At 53.0% G+C, this 26,478-nt stretch carries 21 protein-coding genes and 1 other annotated feature; of the genes, 14 read left to right on the forward strand and 7 right to left on the reverse strand.

Annotation, left to right across the window (positions count from 1 at the left end):
- Positions 1 to 3: 3 nt before the first annotated feature.
- From radA to GW579_RS10265, 4 genes are all read left to right on the forward strand, one after another.
- Positions 4 to 1,386 (forward strand): DNA repair protein RadA, encoded by a 1,383-nt coding sequence (gene radA, locus GW579_RS10250; RefSeq protein WP_152325201.1) that lies wholly within the window; start codon positions 4 to 6, stop codon positions 1,384 to 1,386.
- 85 nt (positions 1,387 to 1,471) lie between these two features.
- Positions 1,472 to 2,731, forward strand: a complete 1,260-nt coding sequence (gene nadR, locus GW579_RS10255) for a multifunctional transcriptional regulator/nicotinamide-nucleotide adenylyltransferase/ribosylnicotinamide kinase NadR (protein WP_152325200.1) — start codon at positions 1,472 to 1,474, stop codon at positions 2,729 to 2,731.
- Positions 2,732 to 3,119: 388 nt separating this feature from the next.
- Complete coding sequence (locus GW579_RS10260) at positions 3,120 to 4,694, forward strand: DUF3300 domain-containing protein (RefSeq protein ID WP_165058941.1); 1,575 nt, start codon at positions 3,120 to 3,122, stop codon at positions 4,692 to 4,694.
- Positions 4,695 to 4,711: 17 nt separating this feature from the next.
- Positions 4,712 to 5,569 carry a DUF2950 domain-containing protein gene (locus GW579_RS10265; protein WP_152325198.1) on the forward strand — a complete coding sequence of 286 codons (858 nt, stop codon included), beginning with the start codon at positions 4,712 to 4,714 and terminating at the stop codon, positions 5,567 to 5,569.
- 65 nt (positions 5,570 to 5,634) lie between these two features.
- Here GW579_RS10265 and GW579_RS10270 read toward each other — a convergent pair whose 3' ends face one another.
- The gene (locus tag GW579_RS10270; protein WP_165058943.1) at positions 5,635 to 6,636 is read right to left on the reverse strand and encodes a zinc-binding alcohol dehydrogenase family protein; all 1,002 of its coding nucleotides are present in this window, start codon (positions 6,634 to 6,636) and stop codon (positions 5,635 to 5,637) included.
- Positions 6,637 to 6,735: 99 nt separating this feature from the next.
- On the opposite strand from GW579_RS10270, the gene GW579_RS10275 reads away from it, so the two are divergent.
- Positions 6,736 to 7,647 (forward strand): LysR substrate-binding domain-containing protein, encoded by a 912-nt coding sequence (locus GW579_RS10275; protein WP_165058945.1) that lies wholly within the window; start codon positions 6,736 to 6,738, stop codon positions 7,645 to 7,647.
- A 60-nt stretch (positions 7,648 to 7,707) separates the two neighbouring features.
- Here GW579_RS10275 and ettA read toward each other — a convergent pair whose 3' ends face one another.
- The 3 genes from ettA to GW579_RS10290 all read right to left on the reverse strand — a co-directional run bounded on the left by ettA (position 7,708) and on the right by GW579_RS10290 (position 13,368).
- Complete coding sequence (ettA, locus tag GW579_RS10280; protein WP_152325195.1) at positions 7,708 to 9,375, reverse strand: energy-dependent translational throttle protein EttA; 1,668 nt, start codon at positions 9,373 to 9,375, stop codon at positions 7,708 to 7,710.
- 218 nt (positions 9,376 to 9,593) lie between these two features.
- Positions 9,594 to 10,292, reverse strand: coding sequence for a transcriptional regulator RcsA (gene rcsA / locus GW579_RS10285; protein WP_152325194.1), 699 nt, complete (start codon positions 10,290 to 10,292; stop codon positions 9,594 to 9,596).
- A gap of 340 nt (positions 10,293 to 10,632) precedes the next feature.
- Positions 10,633 to 13,368, reverse strand: coding sequence for a cation-transporting P-type ATPase (locus GW579_RS10290; protein ID WP_165058946.1), 2,736 nt, complete (start codon positions 13,366 to 13,368; stop codon positions 10,633 to 10,635).
- A 648-nt stretch (positions 13,369 to 14,016) separates the two neighbouring features.
- On the opposite strand from GW579_RS10290, the gene sltY reads away from it, so the two are divergent.
- Both sltY and trpR read left to right on the forward strand, forming a co-directional pair.
- Positions 14,017 to 15,936, forward strand: coding sequence for a murein transglycosylase (sltY, locus tag GW579_RS10295; protein WP_193333118.1), 1,920 nt, complete (start codon positions 14,017 to 14,019; stop codon positions 15,934 to 15,936).
- 56 nt (positions 15,937 to 15,992) lie between these two features.
- Positions 15,993 to 16,328: a trp operon repressor gene (trpR, locus tag GW579_RS10300; protein WP_104923402.1), complete on the forward strand. Its 336-nt coding sequence runs from the start codon at positions 15,993 to 15,995 to the stop codon at positions 16,326 to 16,328.
- A gap of 36 nt (positions 16,329 to 16,364) precedes the next feature.
- On the opposite strand, the gene yjjX is transcribed toward trpR, so the two are convergent.
- Positions 16,365 to 16,898, reverse strand: a complete 534-nt coding sequence (gene yjjX / locus GW579_RS10305) for an inosine/xanthosine triphosphatase (protein WP_047609789.1) — start codon at positions 16,896 to 16,898, stop codon at positions 16,365 to 16,367.
- 51 nt (positions 16,899 to 16,949) lie between these two features.
- On the opposite strand from yjjX, the gene gpmB reads away from it, so the two are divergent.
- The gene (gene gpmB, locus GW579_RS10310) at positions 16,950 to 17,597 is read left to right on the forward strand and encodes a 2,3-diphosphoglycerate-dependent phosphoglycerate mutase GpmB (protein WP_152325191.1); all 648 of its coding nucleotides are present in this window, start codon (positions 16,950 to 16,952) and stop codon (positions 17,595 to 17,597) included.
- 12 nt (positions 17,598 to 17,609) lie between these two features.
- Here the strand turns inward: gpmB and robA are convergent, their stop codons facing one another.
- Entirely contained in the window at positions 17,610 to 18,473 is an 864-nt protein-coding gene (robA, locus tag GW579_RS10315) for an MDR efflux pump AcrAB transcriptional activator RobA (RefSeq protein ID WP_152325190.1), read from the reverse strand.
- Between the two features lie 206 nt (positions 18,474 to 18,679).
- Between robA and creA the strand changes: the two genes are divergently transcribed.
- On the forward strand, positions 18,680 to 19,162 hold the full coding sequence (creA, locus tag GW579_RS10320) for a protein CreA (RefSeq protein ID WP_165059690.1): 483 nt from the start codon (positions 18,680 to 18,682) through the stop codon (positions 19,160 to 19,162).
- A gap of 102 nt (positions 19,163 to 19,264) precedes the next feature.
- Here the strand turns inward: creA and arcA are convergent, their stop codons facing one another.
- Positions 19,265 to 19,981: a two-component system response regulator ArcA gene (gene arcA, locus GW579_RS10325; RefSeq protein ID WP_013577079.1), complete on the reverse strand. Its 717-nt coding sequence runs from the start codon at positions 19,979 to 19,981 to the stop codon at positions 19,265 to 19,267.
- Positions 19,982 to 20,646: 665 nt separating this feature from the next.
- Here arcA and GW579_RS10330 point away from each other — a divergent pair.
- The 5 genes from GW579_RS10330 to thrC all read left to right on the forward strand — a co-directional run bounded on the left by GW579_RS10330 (position 20,647) and on the right by thrC (position 26,412).
- Complete coding sequence (locus tag GW579_RS10330) at positions 20,647 to 21,333, forward strand: tRNA/rRNA methyltransferase (protein WP_152325189.1); 687 nt, start codon at positions 20,647 to 20,649, stop codon at positions 21,331 to 21,333.
- A 216-nt stretch (positions 21,334 to 21,549) separates the two neighbouring features.
- The gene (thrL, locus tag GW579_RS10335; protein WP_071823645.1) at positions 21,550 to 21,618 is read left to right on the forward strand and encodes a thr operon leader peptide; all 69 of its coding nucleotides are present in this window, start codon (positions 21,550 to 21,552) and stop codon (positions 21,616 to 21,618) included.
- Positions 21,557 to 21,673: a sequence feature (Thr leader region), on the forward strand. It overlaps the preceding gene by 62 nt.
- A 34-nt stretch (positions 21,674 to 21,707) precedes the next feature.
- On the forward strand, positions 21,708 to 24,167 hold the full coding sequence (thrA, locus tag GW579_RS10340) for a bifunctional aspartate kinase/homoserine dehydrogenase I (RefSeq protein ID WP_165058948.1): 2,460 nt from the start codon (positions 21,708 to 21,710) through the stop codon (positions 24,165 to 24,167).
- Between the two features lies 1 nt (position 24,168).
- Positions 24,169 to 25,098, forward strand: coding sequence for a homoserine kinase (gene thrB, locus GW579_RS10345; protein ID WP_152325187.1), 930 nt, complete (start codon positions 24,169 to 24,171; stop codon positions 25,096 to 25,098).
- Between the two features lie 24 nt (positions 25,099 to 25,122).
- Positions 25,123 to 26,412, forward strand: coding sequence for a threonine synthase (gene thrC, locus GW579_RS10350; RefSeq protein WP_165058950.1), 1,290 nt, complete (start codon positions 25,123 to 25,125; stop codon positions 26,410 to 26,412).
- Positions 26,413 to 26,478 lie beyond the last annotated feature (66 nt).

A 26,478-nucleotide genomic window follows, 5' to 3' on the forward strand; every position in this document is an offset into this window, starting at 1 on the left:
GTTGTGGCGAAAGCAGCAAAACGTGCATTTGTGTGTAATGAATGTGGCGCAGATTATCCGCGCTGGCAGGGGCAGTGCAGTGCGTGTCAGGCCTGGAACAGCATTACTGAAATCCGTTTAGCGGCTTCCCCGACTGTGGCGCGTAACGAGCGCCTGACCGGTTACGCGGGTGATGCTGGCGTCAGCCGTGTACAAAAACTCTCTGATATCAGCCTCGATGAACTTCCGCGTTTCAGCACCGGTTTCAAGGAATTTGACCGCGTGCTGGGCGGTGGCGTGGTGCCCGGCAGTGCGATTCTTATCGGCGGTAATCCGGGCGCGGGCAAAAGTACGCTGTTGCTGCAAATTTTGTGTCACCTCAGCGAAAACATGAAAACCCTGTACGTCACCGGCGAAGAATCACTGCAACAGGTGGCGATGCGCGCGCATCGTTTGGGTTTACCGACGTCGAACATGAACATGTTGTCGGAAACCAGCATTGAACAGATCTGTGAAATTGCCGACAAAGAACAGCCGAAACTGATGGTGATCGACTCCATTCAGGTGATGCACATGGCGGACATTCAGTCATCGCCGGGTACGGTCGCACAGGTGCGCGAAACCGCCGCCTATCTCACCCGTTTTGCGAAAACGCGCGGTGTGGCGATTGTGATGGTCGGCCACGTCACCAAAGACGGATCGCTCGCCGGGCCGAAAGTGCTCGAACACTGTATCGACTGTTCCGTTCTGCTCGACGGCGATGCCGACTCCCGTTTCCGTACCTTACGCAGCCATAAAAACCGCTTCGGTGCAGTGAATGAACTGGGCGTATTCGCCATGACCGAGCAGGGGCTGCGCGAAGTCAGTAATCCCTCGGCCATTTTCCTGAGCCGTGGCGATGAAATTACGTCGGGTAGTTCGGTGATGGTGCTGTGGGAAGGGACGCGGCCATTGCTGGTTGAAGTACAGGCGCTGGTTGATCACTCGATGATGGGAAATCCGCGTCGCGTGGCTGTCGGGCTTGAGCAAAACCGGCTGGCGATCCTGCTGGCGGTTCTGCACCGTCATGGCGGTTTGCAGATGGCGGATCAGGACGTGTTCGTTAACGTCGTGGGTGGCGTGAAAGTGACGGAAACCAGCGCGGATCTCGCGCTGCTGCTGTCGCTGGTTTCCAGCCTGCGCGACCGTCCTCTGCCGCAGGATTTGGTGGTGTTTGGTGAAGTGGGGCTGGCGGGGGAAATCCGCCCGGTGCCCAGCGGTCAGGAGCGTATCACCGAAGCGGCGAAGCACGGATTTAAACGCGCCATCGTGCCGCACGCCAATGTGCCGAAAAAAGTCCCTGCCGGAATGCAGGTGTTTGGTGTCAAAAAACTGGCAGATGCGCTGGCGATCCTCGACGATTTGTAACGGTTGTCTGGTGTCAATTAAGCCTGCCTTTATGCTATTTTGGGTTTAGCTATTTTGTTTAGTACAGCAAACCTGGGGACAAGGCATGTCACAGTTCGACTATCTAAAAACCGCGATAAAACAACAGGGACGCACGCTGCAACAGGTGGCCGAGGCCAGCGGGATGACCAAGGGTTATCTCAGCCAGTTGTTGAATGCAAAGATAAAAAGCCCCAGCGCCCAAAAGCTGGAGGCGCTGCATCGCTTCCTTGATCTTGAGTTTCCCCGCCGCGAAAAGAATATCGGCGTGGTGTTTGGTAAGTTTTATCCGCTGCACACCGGTCATATTTATCTGATTCAGCGCGCCTGTAGTCAGGTCGATGAACTCCATATCATTATGGGCTATGACGAGCCCCGTGACCGCGAGTTATTCGAAAACAGCTCGATGTCTCAGCAACCGACGGTCAGCGACCGTCTGCGCTGGTTATTGCAGACGTTCAAATACCAGAAAAACATCCGTATCCATGCCTTCAATGAAGAAGGGATGGAGCCGTATCCGCACGGCTGGGATGTCTGGGGACGCGGCATTAAAGAGTTCATGAGCCAGAAAGGCATTGAGCCGAATACCATTTATTCCAGCGAAGAAGGCGACGCGCCGCAGTACCGCGAACATCTCGGGATTGAAACGGTGCTGATTGACCCGAAACGCTCCTTTATGAATATTAGTGGCCGCCAGATACGTCAGGATCCTTTCCGCTACTGGGATTATATTCCGACGGAAGTGAAGCCGTTCTTCGTGCGTACCGTGGCGATTCTGGGCGGCGAATCTAGCGGGAAATCGACGCTGGTCAATAAATTAGCCAACATTTTCAACACCACCAGCGCCTGGGAATATGGGCGTGATTACGTCTTCTCGCACCTCGGTGGCGATGAAATGGCGCTGCAATATTCCGACTACGATAAAATCGCACTCGGTCAGGCGCAGTACATTGATTTTGCGGTTAAATATGCCAATAAAGTGGCGTTTATTGATACCGATTTTCTGACGACGCAGGCGTTTTGTAAAAAGTACGAAGGCCGAGAGCATCCGTTTGTTCAGGCTCTGATGGACGAATACAAATTCGATCTGGTGATCTTGCTTGAAAATAACACGCCGTGGGTGGCGGATGGCCTGCGCAGTCTGGGAAGTACAACCGACCGCATGTCATTCCAGAATCTGCTTATCGATATGCTGAAACAGAACAATGTGGATTACGTTCACGTTGAATCTTCAGATTACGATCAGCGTTTTCTCGAGTGCGTGGATTTGGTGAAAAACATGCTGGCTGCCGATACCAGCCGGTTGAACGATCCCAACGTGAACTGACCAGTTTTCCCGAAAAACTCAGGCGCCTGTTTTACGCAACAGGCGCTTTTTTATGCCTGCTATTTTTACACTTCAATGGCCAGACCCTTATTAAGTATTCGCTGAGTGAATGGTTGTTAGTTTTGTATTCTGTATAATTATTAATGAATTCATCTGATTGCATCTGTTTTGATTTTTAATTAATTCAGCTTGTAACAGCCTGAATTAAAAAGCATCGAGGTATCAATGCGTTGATGCCTTTCGTGTTAGCCGGATTTTTATTGCGCATTTTATGCGTAAATCTCATTTGCGAAATAAAAATAGAGTGGCGTCCGTTGAGTTTTATTTGTCCGATTATACTCATTCATTGTGCCTCTCATTCCGGCTGAGGCTTTTTAAGGTGATCCGAATGAATTTGTCATTCAAGCCCTGGGGTATCGCAGTCGTATGCAGCGCAGGGGCTTTTGCTCTTGCCAGCGTGATGTTCATGCAAGGCTGGTTTCCGGTGCGCAGTCAGGCCGAAACCACCGTTCAGACCGCACCACCCGCGCCCGTTGCGGCACCTGTTGTTGCCGTTCCTCCGCCTGCCACTCCCGTTACACCTCCAGCTTTTACACAAGCTCAGCTTGATCAGTGGGTTGCGCCCGTAGCGCTTTATCCTGACAGCCTGCTTTCTCAGGTTCTGATGGCATCCACGTATCCGACCAACGTCATTCAGGCTGTGCAATGGTCGCGTGACCATCCGCAAAGTCAGGGTGATCCAGCCGTCAAAGCTGTGGCGAATGAACCCTGGGATCCGAGCGTGAAATCTCTGGTAGCGTTTCCGCAATTACTGGCGCTGATGGGCGAAGATCCGGCATGGGTACAAAATCTGGGAGACGCGTTTCTGGCGCAACCCGGTGACGTGATGGACACCGTACAGAAATTCCGTCAGGTCGCGCAAAAGAGCGGAGCCCTGAAAAGTACGCCGCAGCAGAAAGTCACGGTAAAACCGGCGGCGCAAAGCAGCACAACCGTGGTCAATGCTCAGCCCGCGCAGCAGACCATTATTATTGAATCCGCCGATCCGCAGGTGGTTTACGTGCCGAGTTATAACCCGAATGTCGTTTATGGCGCATGGCCGGCACCGGCTTACCCGCCGGTTTATCTGCCACCGCCGCCGGGTCAGCAGTTTGTGAACGGCGTGGCGTCAGGCATCGGTTTTGGCGTTGGCGTCGCGGCAACCTACGCGATTTTCGGCAATATCGACTGGGATGATGATCATCATCACGACGATTACGACCACCATGACGATCATCACGATGACGGCCATCACGGCGGTTCGTCCAACAATTACGTCAACGTAAACGTCAATAATTACAACCGCATATCAGGTAATAACAACAACACGGTTAACCATTCAGGTTCAGCAGCGACACAGGGCTGGCAGCATAATCCGGCTTTCAACGCGGGTGTCACGAATAACCGGGCGAACCTGAACGGAGCGACGCAAAATCAGGCACTGAATAATGTGGCGCAGCGTAATAATTATCGGGGTTTTGACGGCAACCCTGGCGCACAAAATAACCTGAGCGGGCAGACGAGGGATCAGCGACGTCAGCAGGCCGCTTCGGTGATGAATCGCCATGAGGGCAATTTGTCGGGTGCGACGCATTCCGCGACGGGTGCCGCTTCGGCCAGCCGCGGCGCTGCGAATCTGAATAATCATCAGGCGTCCGGTCATCCGTTACCGCAGCAGCATCAGGCGTTAAACCGTCAGCAAAACGGCAACCAGAACGCCCTGCGAGGCGGAAATCAGCAACAGAGGCAGAACTTCCATCAGGCCAGTAATATGCCGCGCAGCACGGCATTCAGCGGAAATTCGAGCCGCGCGCCGTCATGGCAACAGCAGCAGGCGCGCGGTAATCAGAGCCGCCAGCAGATGCAAAACTTCCAGCACGCACGCCCGGCGAATGCGGAACCGGTTCATATTCACCGCCGCTAGGCTTACGAGGAAAAGTCATGAAGACATTACGTAACATTGTGATTTGCACCAGCCTGTTTGCCCTGCCTCTGACGGGGTTTGCGCAGCAGGCATTTTCCCGCCCGGAACAGGCGGCTCAGGCGCTGGTGAAAGCGACGCAGGCACATGACGATATGGCGCTGGGGAAAATTCTCGGCAGCGACTGGCAGGTTTATCTGCCGAAAAAAGAGGTCGACCCTGATGAAGTGGCGCGCTTTCTGCGTGACTGGAATGTCAGCCACAAAATTGTCGAGCAAGGTGATATTGCACATCTGAACGTCGGGGAAGAAAACTGGCAACTGCCGATCCCGATGAAACGCACGGCGCAGGGCTGGGAGTTCGATATGGTGGCGGGCGCGGCAGAAATTGAAACCCGCACCATTGGTCGTAACGAGCTGTCGGCCATGCAGGCGGTTTCGGCTTACGCCGACGCACAACATGAATATCAGCTGGGCGCCGGGCAGTTTGCTCAGAAGATTATCAGCACTGACGGGCAGCACGACGGGTTGTACTGGCCGGTCAAAGAAGGCGACGCGCCAAGCCCGCTTGGGCCTGCTTTCGGTCAGGATCAGCCAGGCACCGATTATCACGGCTACTATTACCGCATTCTCACCGCGCAGGGCGGGAACGCCAGCGGCGGGGCACACAGTTACATCGAAAACGGAAAAATGACCCGGGGTTTTGCGCTCATCGCGTGGCCGGTGGTTTACGGCCATACCGGTATCACCAGTTTTATGATTAATCAGCAAGGCGATGTGTATCAGCAGGATTTAGGTGCAAACACTGATGCTGTGGCGCGGGCGTTGACGACGTTTGATCCGGACGCCAGATGGCAGAAGGTTGATGACGGCGAATAGCCGCAATGCAGGATTAAAAAGAACCCCGCCATGAAAATCGCGGGGTTTTGCTTTTGCAGAAAAGGTCAGAAAGCGACGACGACTTTGCCCTGCATATGGCCATCCAGCACTTTCGCGTGAGCTGCTTCGATGCTTTCCACGGTCAGACCGTGCAGGGTTTCGCTCAGCGTGGTGGTGACTTTGCCCTCATCCACCAGCGCGGCGACTTGCTTGAGGATCTCGCCCTGCTGCGCGATATCCGGCGTATTGAACATGCTGCGGGTATACATCAGTTCCCAGTGCAGCGCGGCGCTTTTCAGTTTCAGCTTGTTCATATCCAGCGGATGTTCGTTTTCAACGATGGTACAAATGTGGCCCATCGGTGCGATCAGATCTGAGATGGCTTCCCAGTGGCCGTCGGTGTCGTTCAGACACAGAATGAAATCCACCTGTTTGATATTGTGCTTCGCCAGTTCGCCTTTCAGATCCTTGTAATTCACGGTGAGATCCGCACCGCGATCCAGACACCACTGCGCAGATTCCGGACGCGAAGCGGTCGCAATGACTTTTACTTTGCTTTGCAGCGAAGCAAACGGGATCGCCAGCGAACCGACGCCACCGGCACCGCCGATAATCAGCAGCGTTTTGTCGTCCGAAGCCTCCTGAATTTTCAGGTGTTCGAACAGCGCTTCCCAGGCCGTCAGCGTGGTCAGCGGCATTGCGGCGGCCTGCGCCCAGTTCAGGGATTTCGGTTTCACGGAAACGATGCGTGAGTCGATTAGCTGCTCGGAAGCGTTGCTGCCGGAGCGGGTGATGTCACCGGCGTACCAGACTTCGTCGCCCGCTTTGAAGTTTTTCACCGAGCTGCCCACGGCTTTCACAATCCCGCTGGCATCCCAGCCCAAAATTTTAGGCGCATCAAGGCCGCTTTTCTGCACGCCTTTATGCACTTTGGTATCGACCGGGTTAATCGAAACGGCTTTCACTTCCACCAGCAGGTCATTTTCGCCCGGCACAGGTTGTGGCAGTTCGATGGCGATAAAACGGGATGGTTCTTTTGGATTTACGGCAATCGCTTTAACAGACATAAAAATTCCTCCATTGGGTATTCAGACAGTCTAGTCCTCTGACGGCAGCCTGATAAGATGGACAATAACTAACAAAGTGTTCGGCTGAGGTGAACAATCGTGTTTAAACAATTGCAGGATATGGCGCTGTTTGCTCTGGTCGCGGAATGCGGCAGTTTTACACAGGCGGCCAGCCGTGCCGGTTTGCCGAAATCCAGCGTCAGCCAGCGGATAAGCCAGCTGGAAAAATCCGTTGGCCTGCGGCTACTGAACCGCACCACGCGCCAGCTCAATCTGACGTTTGCCGGTGAACGCTATCTGATCCACTGTCAGGAAATGATGCAGGCCAGCGAGCGGGCGGAACTGGCGATCCGCCGGTTGCGTGATAATCCCAGCGGGCGCTTGCGCATCACCAGCCCGGCGGGGCTGGGTGCCACGCTGCTGGCGCGCATGAACGTCGAATTCCAAAAGCGTTACCCGGATGTTTCGCTGGAAGTGTCGGTGTCTGACGCGCTGGTGGATCTGGTGCAGGAAGGATTTGATATCGCGCTGCGCACCGGCAAGCCGCAGGACTCCTCGCTGATCGGCCGCGAACTGGGCCACAGCCCGCGCTATCTTCTGGCTTCGCCTGATTATCTGGCGCAGCATCCGCTGATTGAATCACCTCAGCAGTTAGCCTCGCATCACTGTATTGCGCACCGTGCATGGTCGGAATGGGTGCTGCATCGCGGCGAAACTTATCATCGCTGGCTGCTGCCTTCGGCGCATACCACTGACAATCTGCTGTATGCGCGGGAATGCGCGCTGGCGTGCGCGGGCATCACGTTGTTACCGGCATTTTTGTGCCATGACGAAGTGGCCGCCGGTACGCTGGTGCGAGTGTTGCCGGAGTGGGAAGCGGAAGGCAACGATCTGTTTCTGGTGTATCCGGGGCGGAAACTGAATTCTCCGGCGCTGGCGTGTTTTATTGATTTTATGCTGGAAGAATACGGCTTTGCGAAGAGTTACAGCGAAGCGCTGGCGGGGGAATAAAGGGTATCCGGCGCATAAAAAAAGGCCCGTCGCCGGGCCTTCGTTCGTTCATAAAGACGATTACTTGATCATCTTTTTGTACTTGATGCGCTTCGGCTCTAACGCTTCCGCACCTAAAGTACGTTTTTTGTATTCTTCGTATTCGGTGAAGTTACCTTCGAAGAATTCGACTTTACCTTCATCCTGATAATCAAGGATGTGGGTCGCGATGCGGTCGAGGAACCAGCGGTCATGGGAAATGACCATGGCGCAGCCCGGGAATTCCAGCAAGGCGTTTTCCAGTGCGCGCAGGGTTTCGATGTCGAGGTCGTTGGTCGGTTCATCGAGCAGCAGCATGTTACCGCCCACCTGCAGCAGTTTTGCCAGATGCAGACGACCGCGCTCACCACCGGACAACTCACCGACGCGTTTGCCCTGATCAACCCCTTTGAAGTTGAAACGGCCCACGTACGCGCGGCTTGGCATTTCGGTCGTGCCGATACGCATGATGTCCTGACCACCGGACACTTCTTCCCACACGGTTTTGCTGTTATCCATTGAGTCACGGAACTGATCAACGGACGCCAGTTTCACAGTGTCGCCCAGCTCAATCGTGCCGCTGTTTGCTTCTTCCTGACCGGACATCATGCGGAACAGTGTAGATTTACCGGCACCGTTCGGGCCGATAATGCCGACGATAGCGCCTTTCGGTACGGAGAAGGACAGGTCGTCAATCAGAACGCGATCACCATAAGATTTGCTCAGGTTCTTCACTTCAACGACTTTGTCGCCCAGACGTGGACCCGGTGGAATGAACAATTCGTTGGTTTCGTTACGTTTCTGGTATTCGGTGTTGTTCAGTTCTTCGAAGCGAGCCAGACGGGCCTTGCCTTTAGACTGACGGCCTTTCGCGCCCTGACGAACCCATTCCAGCTCTTTCTCAATAGATTTACGACGGGCCGCTTCGGAAGAAGCTTCCTGCGCCAGACGTTCATCTTTTTGTTCCAGCCAGGTGGAATAGTTACCTTCCCACGGAATACCTTCGCCGCGGTCAAGCTCAAGGATCCAACCGGCAACGTTATCGAGGAAGTAACGGTCGTGGGTAATCGCCACAACGGTCCCTTCGAAATCGTGCAGGAAGCGTTCCAGCCATGCTACGGATTCCGCATCCAGGTGGTTGGTCGGTTCGTCGAGCAGCAGCATGTCAGGTTTTTCGAGCAGCAGACGGCATAGCGCCACGCGGCGGCGTTCACCCCCGGACAGGGTCGCGACTTTCGCATCCCAGTCTGGCAGGCGCAGCGCATCGGCAGCACGTTCCAGCTGGCTGTTCAGGTTATGGCCGTCGTGTGCCTGAATGATTTCTTCCAGCTTGCCCTGTTCGGCGGCCAGTTTGTCGAAATCGGCTTCCGGCTCAGCGTACAGCGCATAGACTTCATCAAGGCGTTTGAGTGCGCCCACAACTTCAGAAACGGCTTCTTCCACGGACTCACGCACAGTGTGTTCCATGTTCAGTTGCGGTTCCTGCGGCAGATAACCAATTTTCAGATCAGGCTGCGGGCGCGCTTCGCCTTCGATATCGGTATCGATACCGGCCATGATGCGCAGAAGGGTAGATTTACCTGAACCGTTCAGACCCAGAACGCCGATTTTGGCGCCGGGGAAGAAACTCAGGGAGATGTTCTTAAGAATATGACGCTTCGGCGGAACAACTTTGCCGAGGCGGTGCATGGAATATACGTATTGAGCCACGTTGTTTTGAGCCTCTTTCTCTGCGGGCCGCGCGCATGAGCCGAATCATTGAGACTGATCCGGCGGGCGCAGCGGCGAATTAAAGCCAGCCCCGCCTGACTGCGGCATGACTGATAAGGGTTCCGACCGGGAAGTTTAGCGTGTTTCAGTCGTGTTCCCAACCATCAGCTTCACAGTAAGGGAAGAATGTTGCTGGCCGGATGCAGGGGCGTTAACGGTTAGCCGAAAGGAACGCTGAATTCGTCCGGTTCGCCGGTGAGGCGGATAGGCTGGGTTCTGCCGACAAACATTCCTGTGGTCAAAATATCTGTGAGCTTAACGACATGATAAATAGCCTGTTTATTTTGGGTTTTGACTTTGCGCTTAATGTTGCCTTTGTGAGACGCCACCGTTTTCTGCTTGATGTTCAGGTGCTGGGAAATATTTTGCGTGTTCAGCCCAGACATCCACATTTTCAGAATGCTTGACTCGGTACGGCTCAGGCTGACCGGCGTGAGATCCAGCGGTTGCTCCGTTTCAACTTCAGGCTCTGCTTCTGTGAAGCGTGACAGTTGCAGATTATGCGCGATCAGCTGGTAAATCGTGGTGGTGCGAATCGATTTCGAAATGATGATGATGTTTTTCCGGATCGGTACATAGTTCTGATAATTCAGGTTTTCTTTGGAAATAAAAACAAAGAACAGCGTACCGGGATGCGCGTTGATCACTTCCCTTAACGCGTGACCAGACTGTGCATCGGTGACGAAGCAGTCTTCGTTTACAAAGATGATTTCAGGCCTCAGGGAATTGCATGCGGCTTGCAGTGCGTTGATGTCCTTAAGCGAAAGAATATCTTTCTGGTGTTGTCCGTTAAGTTGCAAGAGTGAATGCAATGCCAGCTGCGTGTAAAAGCACTTATCTACAATGAGCGATGACATCGTAAGTTACCTATTTTTTGGCTCTATGTTTTTCTGCAGGCGCAGAGAGCTCGTTTTTATAAATCGACCGGTTTATTCAACGCAGCCGTACTGCGATGGGGGCGTATCCCTGGAAATTGCCGTTTGGCGGCAAAATATGACTTTGCTGTGTGACGGGAGAACCCTTAGGCAGAGTAATAAAGCGGGGAAGGATTGATGTAAATCAGCAGAACCGGCTTTGGGACGTTTTGTGAGATCTTTGAGACGAAATGAGGGCGATGCGCGTTAAAGTTTTAGAATTGTGATGTTTTTATTGAAAAAAACCGGGCTACAGAAAGTAGCCCGGTAAGCGGGAAACTCGCTACGCTTTTTTACGAATGAAGCGGTTAACCAGCCATTTCTCGATTTCGACAATCACGAAGATCATCGCACCGACCAGCAGGGTAATGCCCCAGAATTTCAGCGGCAGCGGTACGGTGCCAAACAGGTGGTTCATCACTGGCAGATAAATCAGCGCCAGTTGCAGCACCAGCAGCACGCCGGAGACAATCCACAGACCTTTGTTGACGAACACTTCGCGGCTCAGCGGGAAGCGGTCCATCACGCGGCAGTTAAACATGTAAACCCACTGCGCGGTGACCAGCGTTTGCAGCAAGACAGTACGAATCAAATCGCTGCTGTAGCCGAGCGGTTGCATCCAGGCTTCAAGAATGAAGGCACTACAGGCAATCAGAATACCGACGAAAGCGATACGCCAGACGGCGTGCAGGTCTAACACGTGCTGACCCGGCTCACGCGGACGGCGGCGCATCATGCCTTTCTCGGCAGGCTCAAAGGCCAGACCGAATGACAGCGTGGTTGACGTTGCCATGTTCATCCACAAGATTTGCACCGGCGTCAGCGGGATCACCGCACCGGCCAGAATCGCCAGGATAATCAGCAGCCCCTGCGCGAGGTTAGTCGGCAGAATAAACAGAATGGTTTTCTTCAGGTTGTCGTAAACACGACGGCCTTCTTTCACCGCACTGGCGATGGTCGCGAAGTTGTCATCCGTCAGCACCATATCGGCGGCTTCTTTGGTAACTTCGGTGCCTTTGATGCCCATCGCGATGCCGACATCAGCCTGTTTCAGCGCAGGCGCATCGTTCACGCCGTCGCCGGTCATGCCGACCACTTCACCGTTTTCCTGCAACGCTTTCACCAGACGCAGCTTATGCTCCGGGCTGGTACGGGCGAAAATATCGTACTGGCTGGCAGCGACCGCCAGTTCGGCGTCGTCCATGTGCTCAAGCTCGTTGCCGGTGATGGAATCCCCGCTGTTGCCAATACCTAACATTTTGCCGATGGCCATCGCCGTTTCCTGATGGTCACCGGTGATCATCTTCACGCGGATCCCGGCCTGCTGACATTGCGCAATCGCATCAATGGCTTCCGGACGTGGCGGATCCATCATTCCGGCGATACCGGCGAAGACCAGGCCTTGCTGCAAATCGTCGTGGCTCAGATCACCGTTGATTTCCGGCTCATCCCTGAACGCGGCGGCAACCATACGCAGGCCCTGACGGGCGTAGCGCGCCATCTCTTCTTCCCAGTATTCGCGGCGGAAAGGCTGTACACCGTTTTCGGTCAGCTCAAATGTCGCCAGCGAGAACAGGACGTCTGGCGCACCGGTCACAAAGAGCTGCGTTTTGCCGTCAATGCGCTGCAACGTCGACATGTATTTGTGTTTGGAATCGAACGGGATTTTATCCAGAGATTCGATTTTACCGGTGTTCAGTGTGCATTTCGCCGCCAGCACTTTCAGCGCGCCGGAGGTCGGCCCGCCGGTAATGCCCCAGTGGCCTTTGTCGTCCTGAATCAGCTGGCTGTCGTTACACAAATCGACCGCCGTGATGAAGGTGTTCAGCACCGGCGTATTGATGACATCAATTTGCTGCTGCGTCGTGGCGTCCACAATCCGGCCTCTCGGCTGGTAGCTTTCACCTTCTACGTTATAAGCGCGGTCTGCCAGAATCACCGCCTTAACGGTCATTTCATTCATGGTCAGCGTGCCGGTTTTATCCGAGCAGATGACGGTCATTGAACCCAGCGTTTCGACGGTCGGCAGCTTACGGATAATCGCGTGATTACGCGCCATCGATTGAACGCCGAGGGACAGAATAATCGAGATGATGGCCGGTAAGCCTTCCGGCACGGAAGCCACGGCGAGGCTTATCAGCGACAGCAACAGTTCGCCGAGCGGCATGTCGCGCAGGATAAAGGCGAAGACAAACAGGAACGCCATCATCAGCAAAATCAGGGCAAAAATGCCTTTACCCAGCTTGTCGATTTGCTGCAACAACGGGGTGCGCTGCGGTTCAATCGACGACATCATCTGGTTGATATGGCCCAGTTCGGTGTCTTTACCGGTGGCATACACCACGCCGGTAGCCGTTCCGCCGCTGATCATCGTGCCCGAGAACAGCAGATTGTGACGGTCGCCAATCATGACTTCATCGTCGATAGTACGGGCTGTTTTGGTGACGACGGTAGATTCGCCGGTCAGGATGGCTTCCTCAACCTGCAGATTGTGTGCGCTGACGATACGCAGGTCTGCCGGGATTTTATCGCCCGGACGCAGCTGAACGATATCGCCGGGTACCAGTTGATCGGCATTGATGGTCTGAATCTGTCCGTCGCGGATCACAACCGCCTGACTGGACAGCATATTCTGAATGCTTTTCAGCGATTTCTCGGCGCTGTTTTCTTGCAGAAAACCGATCATGGCGTTAATGACAGCAACGCCGAGGATTACCAGCGTGTCCACCCAGTGGCCCATTGCACCGGTCACAACCGCTGCCGCGAGCAGGATGTAAATCAGGACGTCATTGAAATGCGCCAGGAAACGCATCAGGGCGCTTTTGGTTGGTTTTTCCGGTAAGGCATTTGGACCAAATTCTTTCAGGCGCTCAGCGGCAACCTGCGGGTTCAGGCCGGCTTCGCTGGTTTCCAGACGCGACATGGCGTCGTTACTACTAATCTGATACCAGTTTTTGTTTTCTGCCGCCGCTGAAGAAGAAGGGCTGGCATTGGTTTTGACAGATGATGAGTGAGTCATATACTTTTCCATAAGCGATGAATAAGAATGCTTGCACGTGATTAAATTAAGCGTGTAATTACTACGGGTATTCAAATCGGTTTGAGAATATGGCGTGATAATAATTAATTACGCGAAAATAAAATTGATCTGAACCAATAAAGACTTTTATAACGATATCAATAATAAAATTTTCAAATTAAAACATTGTGTTAATTGAATTAGGAATATCGGTATTATTTGCTACTCATTTAGGTTTTGTTTAGGGTTTTAATATCACGGTAAATTAGCGTAAATAAAGATAAATTTTGTCAGTGTGTTTGTTCAGATTCTCATTGTAAGGGTACTATCTATTTGGGATCTCTCAAATATCCGACCATTATCGCGGTAATAATATAGCCATTTGCGCTTATTCATCTGCTACGTTGTGTTACGTAAATTAAGCGCGCGGTTCTCTGGTAACGGCTTTGCGCATGCCTCACACTGTGTAAAGTTTGTGATGCGCTTCCCGCATGACTTCAATTTTCAAAATGAATCGATTAGCGTAGTGACTGTCTACAGAACGAAGAACAGTTCTTACATCAAAAACAGCAGGTCTGTAGGGCAATATCTGTGCGGCTGGCACAGAAGGAAAGACAACCCGTGAGGATAAAGGCAAGTATGGTCAAGGTGGACAAATGGCACGCTCTGGCAATGAGCGTATTGCTGGTGACAGCATCGGGCGTGGCGAAAGCGGATTCGCTGGATTCGCAACGTCAGCACTACATGCAGATTAAACAGGCGTGGGATAATAATCAGATGGACGTCGTTGGCCAGCTGATGCCGACGCTCGAAGATTATCCTCTTTATCCTTATCTCGAATACCGCCAGCTGACGCAGGATCTGGGCGAGGCGACACCGGCTCAGGTGAATGCCTTTGTGAAAGCGAACCCGACCTTGCCGCCGGCGCGTTCCCTGCCAGCACGCTTTGTGAATGAACTGGCGCGCCGTCAGGACTGGAACAGTTTGTTGTCTTTCAGCCCGCAGCCGCCGAAGCCGGTCGCCGCCCGCTGTAACTATTACTATGCAAAATGGGCCACCGGCGATCAGAAAACTGCGTTTGATGGCGCGAAAGATATCTGGTTAACCGGCACGTCGCTGCCGAATACCTGCGACAAATTATTCTCAGTCTGGCAGGGCGCAGGCAATCAGACTGCCCTGACGACACTGCAACGTATTGGTCTGGCGATGAAAGCCGGGAATACCAGTCTGGTGAGTTATCTGGCGAAACAGTTGCCACCGGATTATCAGACGATGCGCGACGCACTGGTCGATCTGCAAAACAACCCGAATACGATTGAAAGCTTTGCGCGTAACGTAGGGCCGACCGATTTCACCCGTAACGCCACCAGCATTACGTTCGCCCGCATTGCCCGCGATGATTCGGAAAACGCGCGTTCGATGATCCCGGTTCTGGCGCGTTTGCAGAAGATGAGTGACAGCGATCGTCTGGAACTGGAAGAAGCCGTTGCCTGGCGTTATATGGGTAGCGATGCCACGCCGGAACAGGCCGCATGGCGCGATAACGTGATTCTGCGCAGCCATTCCACCCCGCTGGTTGAACGTCGGATCCGCATGGCGCTGGCTGCCGGTGACCGTCAGGGCCTGAGTCAGTGGCTGGAGCGTTTGCCTTCGGACGCTTTGCAGCAGGACGAATGGCAATACTGGCGTGCGTCGGTCATGATCGACAAAGGGCAACGCTCGCAGGGTGAAGCGATGCTGCGCACATTAATGCAGGGGCGCGGTTTCTATCCGATGGCGGCGGCGCAAAAGCTGAATGTCGCGTATCCGATGCAGATTTCTGTGGCGACAAAACCGGATGCCAGCATAGCGGCATTGCCGGAAGTGGCCCGTGTACGTGAACTGATGTACTGGCAGATGGACAATCTGGCGCGCACCGAATGGAGCTATCTGGTGAGCAGCCGCAGTACAGCGCAGCAATCCGCGCTGGCGCGTTATGCCTTCGAGCAAAAATGGCCGGACCTGAGCGTACAGGCCACGATAACCGGCAAGCTGTGGGATTATCTCGAAGAACGTTTCCCGCTGGCATGGCCGGATGAATTCCGCCGTGCGACCAATGATAAAGGCATTACCCAAAGCTACGCGATGGCGATTGCCCGTCAGGAAAGCGCATGGAATCCGAAAGCGCGTTCTCCGGTGGGCGCGGCGGGCCTGATGCAGGTTATGCCTGCGACGGCGCAGCACACGGTGGATATGTTCGGTTTGCAGGGTTACAGCAATCCGGCGCAGTTGCTGGATCCGCAGATGAATATCACCATCGGCACCAGCTATCTTGAATACGTCTACCAGATGTTTGGCCGCAACCGTATTTTATCCAGCGCCGCCTATAACGCCGGTCCGTCGCGTGTGAACACCTGGCTGGGAACCAGCGCGGGCAGGGTGGACTCCGTCGCATTTATCGAAAGTATCCCTTTCTCTGAAACGCGCCGATATGTTAAAAATGTGTTGGCATATGATGCGTTTTATCGCTATTTTTTACATCAACCGGCCAAAATTTTGACGGATGCCGAATGGCAGAGGCGTTACTGATTTTCGGGCGTTTATGTTAAGCTGCTGTACTAGTTCAATAGTATGGCAGCCCTCACATGACGCAACGAACACTCACTGACCCTGCTCTTTCCCAACAAGGCAATGAGGACTGGCAGTGCTTTCTGGCACTGCTACAGCAATCTTTTGCTGAAAATCTGCATCAGGATTTGTTGCAACTGCTTCTGACGCCCGACGAACGAGCGGCGCTGGGGACGCGGGTGCGCATTATTCAGGAACTGATGCGGGGAGAAATGAGCCAGCGGGAGTTGAAAAGCCAGCTGGGTGCTGGTATCGCGACGATAACCCGGGGTTCCAACGGCCTGAAAACGGCACCGGCGGAACTGAAGGAATGGTTAGGAGAGCAGTTACTGTCAGAAAAAACGGACGACTGATGCGTCCGTTTTCGTTTTAATTTCAGTTTTCAAAACTCAGTGCGTCTGCGCGCGAGTCTGATACACCGGATTATGGAACGGCGCTAAGGCCAGAACCAGCGCCTGATGATAAACGCTGGTGCGCGTCAGTTTACCCGCCGTAAAAATGCCAATCGCGCCGCCTTTACGTTTAACTTCCGCAATACCGGTCAGCTTCTCCATCTCATCTCCCAATTCGCTGCCCTGATTGATTCCCTGTAAAATAATTTCAGGTAACATCAGGCTCGCAGAACGGGATTCGCCGCGCTGGTGCATATTCTCAATCACCATCCAGGCGAACGTCATATTGTCTTCGATACCGGCTTCCACGCCGACCCAGAAGTCCGCTTCCGGGCGAACCTGACGCGCACCAATGACGCGATGACGCGCACCGGTACGGGTTTCATTACTGCCGATGGGCTGATTTGGAACACCACTATCGACGTCAACGCCTTCAATGCGAAACGCCTCAGCGCCGAAAATGTCTTCAAAAGCCATGGCGATAGCTTTGATCTTTGCCGGGTTAGTGGTTGCAGCGACAACATGGTACATAGAGTTCTGGCATCCTTTAGCAAATTTCACGCAGTATAACGGAAAACACACATGTTACAGGTATATCTCGTCCGTCACGGCGAAACAGAATGGAACGCAGCGCGTCGTATTCAGGGGCAGTCAGACAGCCCTCTGACGGCTAAAGGTCTTTATCAGGCCCGTCAGGTTGCTGAGCGCGTGCGCAACGAAGGGATCACTCACGTTATCACCAGTGATTTAGGGCGTACCCGTCACACCGCGCAGATTATCGCTGATGCTTGCGGCTGTGAAGTGATCAATGAGCCGCGTCTGCGCGAGTTGCATATGGGCGTGCTGGAAGAGCGCGTTCTGGATGGCCTGACCGGGCAGGAAGAAATCTGGCGTAAGCAGATGGTTGATGGCTCACCGCAAGGGCGTATTCCGGAAGGCGAAACCATGACGGAGCTGGCGGCGCGTATGCGTGCTGCGCTCGATAGCTGTCTGCAACTGCCGCCGGGCAGCAAACCTCTGCTGGTCAGCCACGGCATTGCGCTGGGATGTCTGATCAGTACGATTCTGGGATTGCCTGCATATGCGGAACGTCGTCTTCGCCTGCGTAACTGTTCATTGTCGCGCGTGGATCATCAGCAAAGTGCGTGGCTGGCGAATGGCTGGATTGTGGAAACGGCGGGCGATGTATCACATCTGGATCTGCCCGCGTTAGACGAGTTACAACGCTAACGCCTGGAGGCGTTAGCGGCGGATTGGGATCAGGTAATCACACTGTATTTCTAATGGTGCAGTGCCGGGAGCACGGCCATTAGTGTAGAAGCGTTCGATATCCTGTCCCTTTCTGCGGGTCAGTTTCAGCGTTGGCAGACAGGTGCTGTACAACGTCAGAATAAACTCCTGCAAATGCTCAGGCGTGCCATTGTAGTGGAACATGGCATATTCACCTTCCTGCAACACAATCGGCTGACCTTCAACATTTTCCGGCAGATGCCCAGGCTCAAGCGCGGTCGTGTAAAGGACTTCCTGTTCGTCATCTTTTTCCTGGCTTGGACGCGAATGGTGCAGGCCATAAAGTATCGGTGGCAGCGTTTTCGCTTCACCAATATATTGACGCCAGAAATGGCGGCGCATTTCGTTACGGTACGTGGTGATTTGTTCCAGCGTACAGGCGTAACTTTGCGTCATACCGATCAGATGCTGTTCAGGCAGCGCGATATATTCCGGCTGAGGCAGAATAAACGCACCCAGGCGAATTGGCGGGCAGATCCCGAAAGAATGCCAGTCTTCAGCACGGCGGTACAGCGCCGGAGTTTGAGCAAATTGCTTTTTGAATGCCCGTGTAAACGTTTGTTGAGAGTCAAAACGGTACTGAAGGGCGATATCTAAAATGGGGCGACTGGTGAGGCGTAAAGCGACGGCGGCTTTAGAAAGACGACGCGCGCGAATATAAGCACCGATTGCATTGTTTGTGACATCTTTAAACATCCGCTGCAGGTGCCACTTGGAATAGCCGGCCTTGGCTGCGACATTGTCGAGTGACAAGGGCTGGTCTAAATGGGTTTCTAACCAGCTAAGAAGGTCACGAATGATTCCTGCTTGATCCATAGATCGTCCTCGTTGAGCTAAGATAATTCACAGAATGTTGCGCGCATAATAGCAACTTTTTACTGATAAGACTTCCTAAGAATTTTTTGGCTATCTGTGCTATTTGCAGGTGTTACAGAGTATTTCATTCAGAAACTGTGAATGCACGCTTTCCGAATGGGGTTTCTTTAGAAAACAACGTCATGCTCATGACGTGGAGTAACTTAATGAAAAAGTGTTGGATTTTTGTATTTGGGATGTTTGTTATTTGTTCCGGGGCAGTGCATGCCGAGGAAGTCGGGTCGGTCGATACGGTCTTCAAATTGTTCGGACCGGACCATAAAATCGTCGTCGAGGCCTTTGATGATCCTGATATTAAAAATGTAACGTGTTATATCAGTCGCGCGAAAACCGGCGGGATTAAAGGCGGATTAGGGTTGGCAGAAGACACGTCTGATGCGGCGATTTCCTGCCAGCAGGTCGGCCCCATCGAACTGAGCGATAAGATTAAACAAGGCAAAGACAAGGGAACTGTAGTCTTTCAGAAAAGGACGTCACTGGTGTTTAAAAAGCTTCAGGTTGTTCGCTTTTACGATGAAAAACGTAACGCGCTTATCTATCTGAGTTACTCAGACAAAGTCGTCGATGGCTCACCTAAAAATGCGCTGAGCGCTGTTCCGATCATTCCGTGGGCGCATACGACGCCGTAAGTTTTTGAGGATGTTCAAAGCAGAACTCAAACAAAAGGCCAGCTTTCGCTGGCCTTTAACGTTTTGCTGCATCGTCTACAGAGCGGTTGGCAACCTTCTGTATTAGTCTTCCAGATCACCACAAAAACGGTAGCCTTCGCCATGAATGGTCGCGATGATTTCCGGAGTATCTGGCGTCGCTTCGAAATGTTTACGAATGCGGCGAATGGTGACGTCAACAGTACGGTCATGCGGCTTCAGCTCGCGACCGGTCATTTTCTTTAGCAGGTCGCCACGGGTTTGGATTTTGCCCGGGTTTTCGCAGAAGTGCAGCATCGCGCGGAATTCGCTGCGCGGTAACTTGTATTGTTCGCCCTGCGGGCTGATCAGTGAACGGCTGTTGATGTCCAGTTCCCAACCATTGAATTTGTAGCTTTCGACCAGACGACGTTCTTCACCGGTCGTGCCCAGGTTCATCGTACGGGATAACAGATTGCGTGCGCGGATAGTCAGTTCGCGCGGGTTGAATGGCTTAGTGATGTAATCATCAGCGCCGATTTCCAGCCCCAGAATTTTGTCGACTTCGTTGTCGCGGCCGGTCAGGAACATCAGTGCAACGCTGGCTTGTTCGCGTAATTCGCGTGCCAGCAGCAGGCCATTTTTGCCTGGCAGGTTGATATCCATGATAACCAGATTGATGTCATTTTCGGACAGAATGTGGTGCATTTCAGCGCCATCATTGGCTTCATGCACCATGTAGCCTTCTGCTTCAAAAATGCTCTTTAACGTATTACGTGTCACTAACTCGTCTTCGACGATCAGAATGTGAGGGGTCTGCATGATTGCTACCTAAGATTGCCAACAAATAGAAAATAGGAGTACAGAAGTCCTTGTTATCCCGATGAATTTTGATGCCTTATTGGCCATCTCACTCGTTACATGACTAAAGTACGTAAACGCGTTCTCGATGCAATTTCCATCAACGGCAACAACATCGCAAGCTCGGTCAGGGATTCCACTTTCTGCAGTTCCACGGGGTTCTAAAGCGGCGAACATCCTAACCCTATTAACAGCAATATAACAGCGAGTGCCGAAATTACCACCCAACAAAATTACGGTTTGTTGACATATATCAAGTTCAATTGTAGCACGGTAACAGAACAGTGAAAAACACTTACAAGAATGCACGCTTGAGTCACATTTCGGCCTTTATTGTACACGATTCAGCAATTCATCAAGCAACGAAAGATAAATGCAAAATCTGTATGTATTCTTATTATATATCTTTATGAAAAATAATGATAAATTTTTCTTTAAAGTCGGCTTAACCGCACCAGCACCTTTTTTTCGTATCGGGTAAGCTTTTCCGATAAAATAAAAGAATATATTGAGCCGACTGTTAAGTTCTTGTGAAGAATATAAGCGATGAATAGTTTTGGAATCGGATAAAATTTCATCGCTGTAAAACAGGCGGCAATTTCATTCACTCTTTGCAGGGGCGCGACATGCAACTTCATATTATTTTAGTTTCTCCGGCCCGCCCGGAAAATGTCGGTGCGGCTGCCCGGGCAATGAAAACGATGGGCTTCGCGTCATTGCGCATCGTAGACAGCGAGGCGCATCTCAAACCGGAAGCCGGCTGGGTTGCGCACGGTTCGCAGGAAATCCTGCAAAATGCGCTGCATTTCAATACGCTCGCCGAAGCGCTGGCCGACATTGATTTTACCGTTGCCACCACCGCACGCAGCCGCGCGCGTTTTCACTATTACTGCACGCCGCAGGAATTGCAGGTTCAGCTCGAAGAGAAGAGCGACTGGATAAACCACGCGGCGCTGGTGTTCGGGCGCGAAGATTCCGGGCTGACGAATGAAGAGCTGGAACTTGCCGATGTTCTGACCGGCGTCCCGATGGTGGCAGATTACCCCTCGCTGAATCTGGGCCAGGCGGTGATGGTTTTCTGCTATCAGCTGTCAGCGCTGAATCAGGTGACGTCGGCGAAAGCGGAAAACGCGCAGGAAGGACAGTTGTCTGCGCTGCGTGGAAGAGTGGATCGTTTACTGGAAAATGTCGGTGCCGGAGACGACCAGAAACTGTCCGACTGGCTGCATCAGAGGCTCGGTCTTTTGCAGCAGCGCGACGCCGCAATGCTGCACACATTGCTGCATGACATCGAAAAAAAGCTGACCCAATGATCTGACGGGAATACCCGCTTCACTGGTGTGATCTTCGGTGTGAAGGAAAGAGACCTGCGGATAACACTGAAAATGATTTTAATGGCAGCTCATTATCCATTTGATTCTGTCCGTGATTAACCGGGCAAAAACAGAAAAAAATTGACTTATTGTGCCTTATGCTTTAGCTAATAGAGGCAGACAGAGTACAAACCTAAAGACAGACAGAAAAATAAAATGCGAATCATCAGCCTGAACACAACAATTATTACCACCACCGATACCACAGGTAACGGGGCGGGCTGACGCGTACAGGAAAAAGAAAAAAAGCCCGCACCTAAACAGTGCGGGCTTTTTTTTTACATTTAAACGAGAGCTTCAGGAGAGAACCAGAAATGCGAGTGTTGAAATTTGGCGGGACCTCGGTAGCAAACGCAGAACGCTTCTTGCGGGTTGCGGACATTATGGAAAGCAATGCGCGTCAGGGACAGGTCGCGACGGTATTATCCGCGCCTGCCAAAATTACCAACTATCTGGTTGCCATGATTGAACGGACTGTCGCCGGACAAGACATCAAGACCATCATGAGCGACGCAGAAAACATTTTTGGTCAGTTGATTACCGGTCTGGCAGCACAGCAGCCGGGCTTTGATTTGCCGAAAGTGAAAGCGTTTGTTGATCAGGAATTCGCTCAGCTTAAACAGTTACTGCACGGCATCGCGCTGCTGGGGCAATGCCCGGACAGCGTGAACGCCTCAATTATCTGTCGTGGCGAAAAGCTCTCTATCGCCATTATGGAGGCCGTTTTCATCGCGAAAGGGTTTGGCGTCACCGTCATTAATCCTGTCGAAAAGCTGCTGGCTCAGGGCCACTATCTTGAATCCACTGTCGATATCAACGAATCCACCCGCCGGATTGCCGCCAGCGCCATTCCTGCCGATCACATTGTGCTGATGGCCGGTTTCACTGCCGGTAACGAAAAAGGCGAACTGGTGGTGCTGGGCCGCAACGGTTCCGACTATTCAGCCGCCGTACTGGCCGCCTGTTTGCGCGCTGACTGCTGTGAAATCTGGACTGACGTCGACGGCGTTTATACCTGCGACCCGCGCACTGTGCCCGATGCCCGCTTGCTGAAATCGATGTCCTATCAGGAAGCCATGGAGCTTTCGTATTTTGGCGCGAAAGTCCTTCACCCGCGTACCATCCTGCCGATTGCCCAGTTCCAGATCCCTTGCCTGATTAAAAACACCACTAACCCGCAGGCGCCGGGAACCCTGATCGGCAGTGAAAGCCTTGATGACAGCACGCCGGTAAAAGGCATCACCAATCTGAATAACATGGCGATGATCAACGTTTCCGGCCCCGGAATGAAAGGGATGATCGGCATGGCGGCGCGCGTTTTTGCAGTGATGTCGCGCTCCGGGATTTCCGTTGTGCTGATCACCCAGTCTTCGTCTGAATACAGCATCAGCTTCTGCGTGCCGCAAAGTGAGCTGGTTCGCGCACGCAAGGCGCTGGAAGATGAGTTCTATCTTGAGCTGAAAGATGGTCTGCTTGAGCCGCTGGATGTGATGGAAAAACTGGCCGTGATTTCTGTGGTCGGCGACGGCATGCGTACACTGCGCGGAATCTCGGCGAAATTCTTCTCCGCACTGGCGCGCGCCAATATCAATATCGTCGCCATCGCGCAGGGGTCTTCTGAGCGTTCCATTTCCGTTGTGGTGAATAACGAAGATGCCACTACCGGTGTCCGCGTCAGCCACCAGATGTTGTTCAACACCGATCAGGTTATCGAAGTCTTTCTGATTGGCGTCGGCGGTGTCGGCGGGGCGTTGATCGAACAGATCCGCCGTCAGCAGGCCTGGCTGAAAACCAAACATATCGATCTGCGCATTTGCGGTATTGCCAATTCCCGCGCGTTGCTCACCAACGTTCACGGCATTCCGCTGGATACCTGGCAGGACGAACTGGGCGCGGCGAAAGAGCCTCTGAATCTGGGCCGTCTGATCCGCCTGGTGAAGGAATACCATCTGCTGAACCCGGTGATTGTTGACTGTACTTCCAGCCAGGAAGTGGCGGACCAATATGCCGACTTCCTGGCCGATGGTTTCCATGTCGTCACGCCGAACAAAAAGGCCAATACCTCATCGATGAATTATTACCATCAGCTGCGTAAAGCGGCAGATGGTTCGCGTCGCAAATTCCTGTACGACACCAACGTCGGCGCCGGTTTGCCGGTTATCGAGAACCTGCAAAACCTGCTGAATGCGGGCGATGAACTGCTGCGTTTCTCCGGGATCCTCTCCGGATCGCTGTCCTTCATTTTCGGTAAGCTGGACGAAGGCATGTCACTGTCTGCCGCCACCTTGCAGGCGCGCGAGATGGGCTACACCGAGCCGGATCCGCGTGATGATCTGTCGGGTATGGACGTCGCCCGTAAGTTACTTATTCTGGCGCGTGAAGCCGGTTATAAGCTGGAATTATCGGATATCGATGTGGAATCTGTTTTGCCTGCATCGTTTGATTCCTCGGGCAATGTAAATGAATTTGTGGCACGACTGCCGGGACTGGACGCCGAATTTGCTCAGCGCGTTGCGGATGCGACGGCAGCGGGTAAAGTATTGCGCTACGTCGGTGCTATCGAAGAAGGGCGCTGCAAGGTAAAAATTGACGCTGTCGATGGTAATGACCCGCTTTATAAAGTAAAAAATGGTGAGAATGCGCTGGCGTTTTACAGCCGCTATTATCAGCCGTTACCGCTGGTGTTGCGCGGTTATGGTGCCGGTAATGATGTGACGGCGGCGGGTGTGTTTGCCGATCTTTTGAGAACGCTGTCATGGAAGTTAGGAGTTTAATATGGTTAAGGTGTATGCCCCGGCTTCAATTGGGAACGTCAGCGTAGGTTTTGACGTTCTGGGCGCCGCAGTGTCTCCGGTGGATGGCACGCTTCTGGGTGATTGCGTATCGGTAGAAGCCGCCACAAAATTCAGCCTGAAAAACGAAGGCAAGTTTGTTTCCAAACTGCCTGACCGGATGGAAGACAATATCGTTTATCAGTGCTGGCAGCGTTTCTGTCAGGAAATCGGCAAAGATGTGCCGGTGGCTATGACGCTTGAAAAAAATATGCCGATCGGCTCCGGATTAGGTTCCAGCGCCTGTTCGGTGGTTGCCGGTCTGATGGCAATGAACGAATTCTGCGGCAAGCCGCTCAGCGACAACAAAATGCTGGAGCTGATGGGCGAGCTGGAAGGGCGAATTTCTGGCAGTGTGCACTTTGATAACGTCGCACCATGCTATCTGGGTGGCATCCAGCTGATGCTCGAAGAGCTGGATATCATCAGCCAGAACGTGCCAAGTTTTGACGACTGGCTGTGGGTGATGGCGTATCCGGGCATCAAAGTATCGACGGCGGAAGCGCGCGCGATTTTACCGGCGCAGTATCGCCGCCAGGATTGCATCAGCCACGGGCGTTATCTGGCGGGCTTTATTCATGCGTGCCACACACAGCAGCCGGCGCTGGCCGCGAAGCTGATGAAAGATGTGATCGCCGAACCCTACCGCACACGTCTTCTGCCGGGTTTTGCCGAAGCACGCAGCGCGGCCGAAGAAATCGGTGCGCTGGCTTGCGGGATTTCCGGTTCCGGCCCGACGCTGTTTGCCGTCTGCAATGACAGCGCAACGGCGAAACGTATGGCCGACTGGTTGCAGACACACTATCTGCAAAATGACGAAGGCTTTGTTCATATTTGTCGTCTGGATACCGCTGGCGCGCGGGTATTGGGATAACTCGATAATCGACTGGGATAACTAATGAAACTGTACAACCTGAAGGATCACAACGAGCAAGTGAGTTTTGCGCAGGCCGTCAAACAAGGTCTGGGCAAACAACAGGGATTATTCTTCCCGCTCGACCTGCCGGAGTTTGAGCTGACTGAAATTGACCGCCTGCTGGATCTGGATTTCGTCACCCGCAGCACGCGCATTCTTTCTGCTTTCATCGGCGATGAAATTCCTGAAGATGAATTGCATCAGCGCGTGAAAAACGCGTTTGCCTTCCCGGCGCCTGTCGCAAAAGTGGAAGACGATATTGCCTGTCTGGAGCTGTTCCACGGCCCGACCCTGGCATTTAAAGATTTCGGTGGCCGATTCATGGCGCAGATCCTGACGCAGGTTTCTGGCGATCAGCCGGTCACGATCCTGACCGCAACATCCGGTGATACCGGTGCTGCTGTGGCGCACGCTTTCCACGGTCTGAAAAACGTTCGTGTAGTGATCCTGTATCCGCGCGGCAAAATCAGCCCGCTTCAGGAAAAATTGTTCTGTACTCTCGGTGGCAATATTCACACCGTGGCTATCGATGGCGATTTCGATGCCTGTCAGGCGCTGGTCAAGCAGGCGTTTGATGATGAAGAACTGAAACATGTCCTGAAGCTCAATTCCGCGAACTCCATCAACATCAGCCGTCTGCTGGCGCAGATTTGCTATTACTTCGAAGCCGTGGCACAACTGCCTCAGGAAGCCCGTAATCAGCTGGTAGTTTCTGTACCAAGCGGTAACTTTGGTGATCTGACTGCCGGTTTGCTGGCGAAATCTCTCGGTCTGCCGGTGAAGCGTTTTATAGCTGCCACCAACGCCAATGACACCGTGCCGCGTTTCCTGAGCAATGGCGAATGGGAACCGAAGAAAACCGTTGCGACATTGTCGAACGCCATGGACGTCAGCCAGCCAAACAACTGGCCGCGCGTGGAAGAACTGTATCGCCGTAAAACCTGGCAGCTGAAAGATCTGGGCTTCGGCGCGGTCAGTGACGACACCACCGAAGACGCGATGCGCGAGCTGGCGAATATCGGATATATTTCTGAACCTCACGCGGCGATTGCTTACCGGGTACTGCGTGACCAGTTGCAACCGGGCGAATTCGGCCTGTTCATCGGCACCGCGCATCCGGCAAAATTCAAAGAGAGCGTGGAAGCGATTTTGGATCAGGACATCGGTTTGCCGAAAGAACTGGCAGATCGTGCAGACCTGCCATTGTTGTCGCACAATCTCCCGGCTGACTTCAGCGAAATGCGTGCATTCCTGATGGCGCTGCCTGAATAAATACGCTGATTCACAAATGCAAAAGCCCTCTTCGTGAGGGCTTTTTTATGCTTACGACTCAGTAAA

The sequence above is a fragment of the Rahnella contaminans genome (assembly GCF_011065485.1).
Lineage (GTDB): Bacteria > Pseudomonadota > Gammaproteobacteria > Enterobacterales > Enterobacteriaceae > Rahnella > Rahnella contaminans.

Coding starts and splice junctions, on each gene's coding strand:
- GW579_RS10270 (WP_165058943.1), bottom strand. CDS start 6,636: ATGTCTGTTAAAGCGATTGCCGTAAATCCAAAAGAACCATCCCGTTTT.
- GW579_RS10265 (WP_152325198.1), top strand. CDS start 4,712: ATGAAGACATTACGTAACATTGTGATTTGCACCAGCCTGTTTGCCCTG.
- thrA (WP_165058948.1), top strand. CDS start 21,708: ATGCGAGTGTTGAAATTTGGCGGGACCTCGGTAGCAAACGCAGAACGC.
- gpmB (WP_152325191.1), top strand. CDS start 16,950: ATGTTACAGGTATATCTCGTCCGTCACGGCGAAACAGAATGGAACGCA.
- robA (WP_152325190.1), bottom strand. CDS start 18,473: ATGGATCAAGCAGGAATCATTCGTGACCTTCTTAGCTGGTTAGAAACC.
- trpR (WP_104923402.1), top strand. CDS start 15,993: ATGACGCAACGAACACTCACTGACCCTGCTCTTTCCCAACAAGGCAAT.
- GW579_RS10290 (WP_165058946.1), bottom strand. CDS start 13,368: ATGACTCACTCATCATCTGTCAAAACCAATGCCAGCCCTTCTTCTTCA.
- thrB (WP_152325187.1), top strand. CDS start 24,169: ATGGTTAAGGTGTATGCCCCGGCTTCAATTGGGAACGTCAGCGTAGGT.
- rcsA (WP_152325194.1), bottom strand. CDS start 10,292: ATGTCATCGCTCATTGTAGATAAGTGCTTTTACACGCAGCTGGCATTG.
- creA (WP_165059690.1), top strand. CDS start 18,680: ATGAAAAAGTGTTGGATTTTTGTATTTGGGATGTTTGTTATTTGTTCC.
- GW579_RS10260 (WP_165058941.1), top strand. CDS start 3,120: ATGAATTTGTCATTCAAGCCCTGGGGTATCGCAGTCGTATGCAGCGCA.
- arcA (WP_013577079.1), bottom strand. CDS start 19,981: ATGCAGACCCCTCACATTCTGATCGTCGAAGACGAGTTAGTGACACGT.
- nadR (WP_152325200.1), top strand. CDS start 1,472: ATGTCACAGTTCGACTATCTAAAAACCGCGATAAAACAACAGGGACGC.
- yjjX (WP_047609789.1), bottom strand. CDS start 16,898: ATGTACCATGTTGTCGCTGCAACCACTAACCCGGCAAAGATCAAAGCT.
- thrC (WP_165058950.1), top strand. CDS start 25,123: ATGAAACTGTACAACCTGAAGGATCACAACGAGCAAGTGAGTTTTGCG.
- GW579_RS10330 (WP_152325189.1), top strand. CDS start 20,647: ATGCAACTTCATATTATTTTAGTTTCTCCGGCCCGCCCGGAAAATGTC.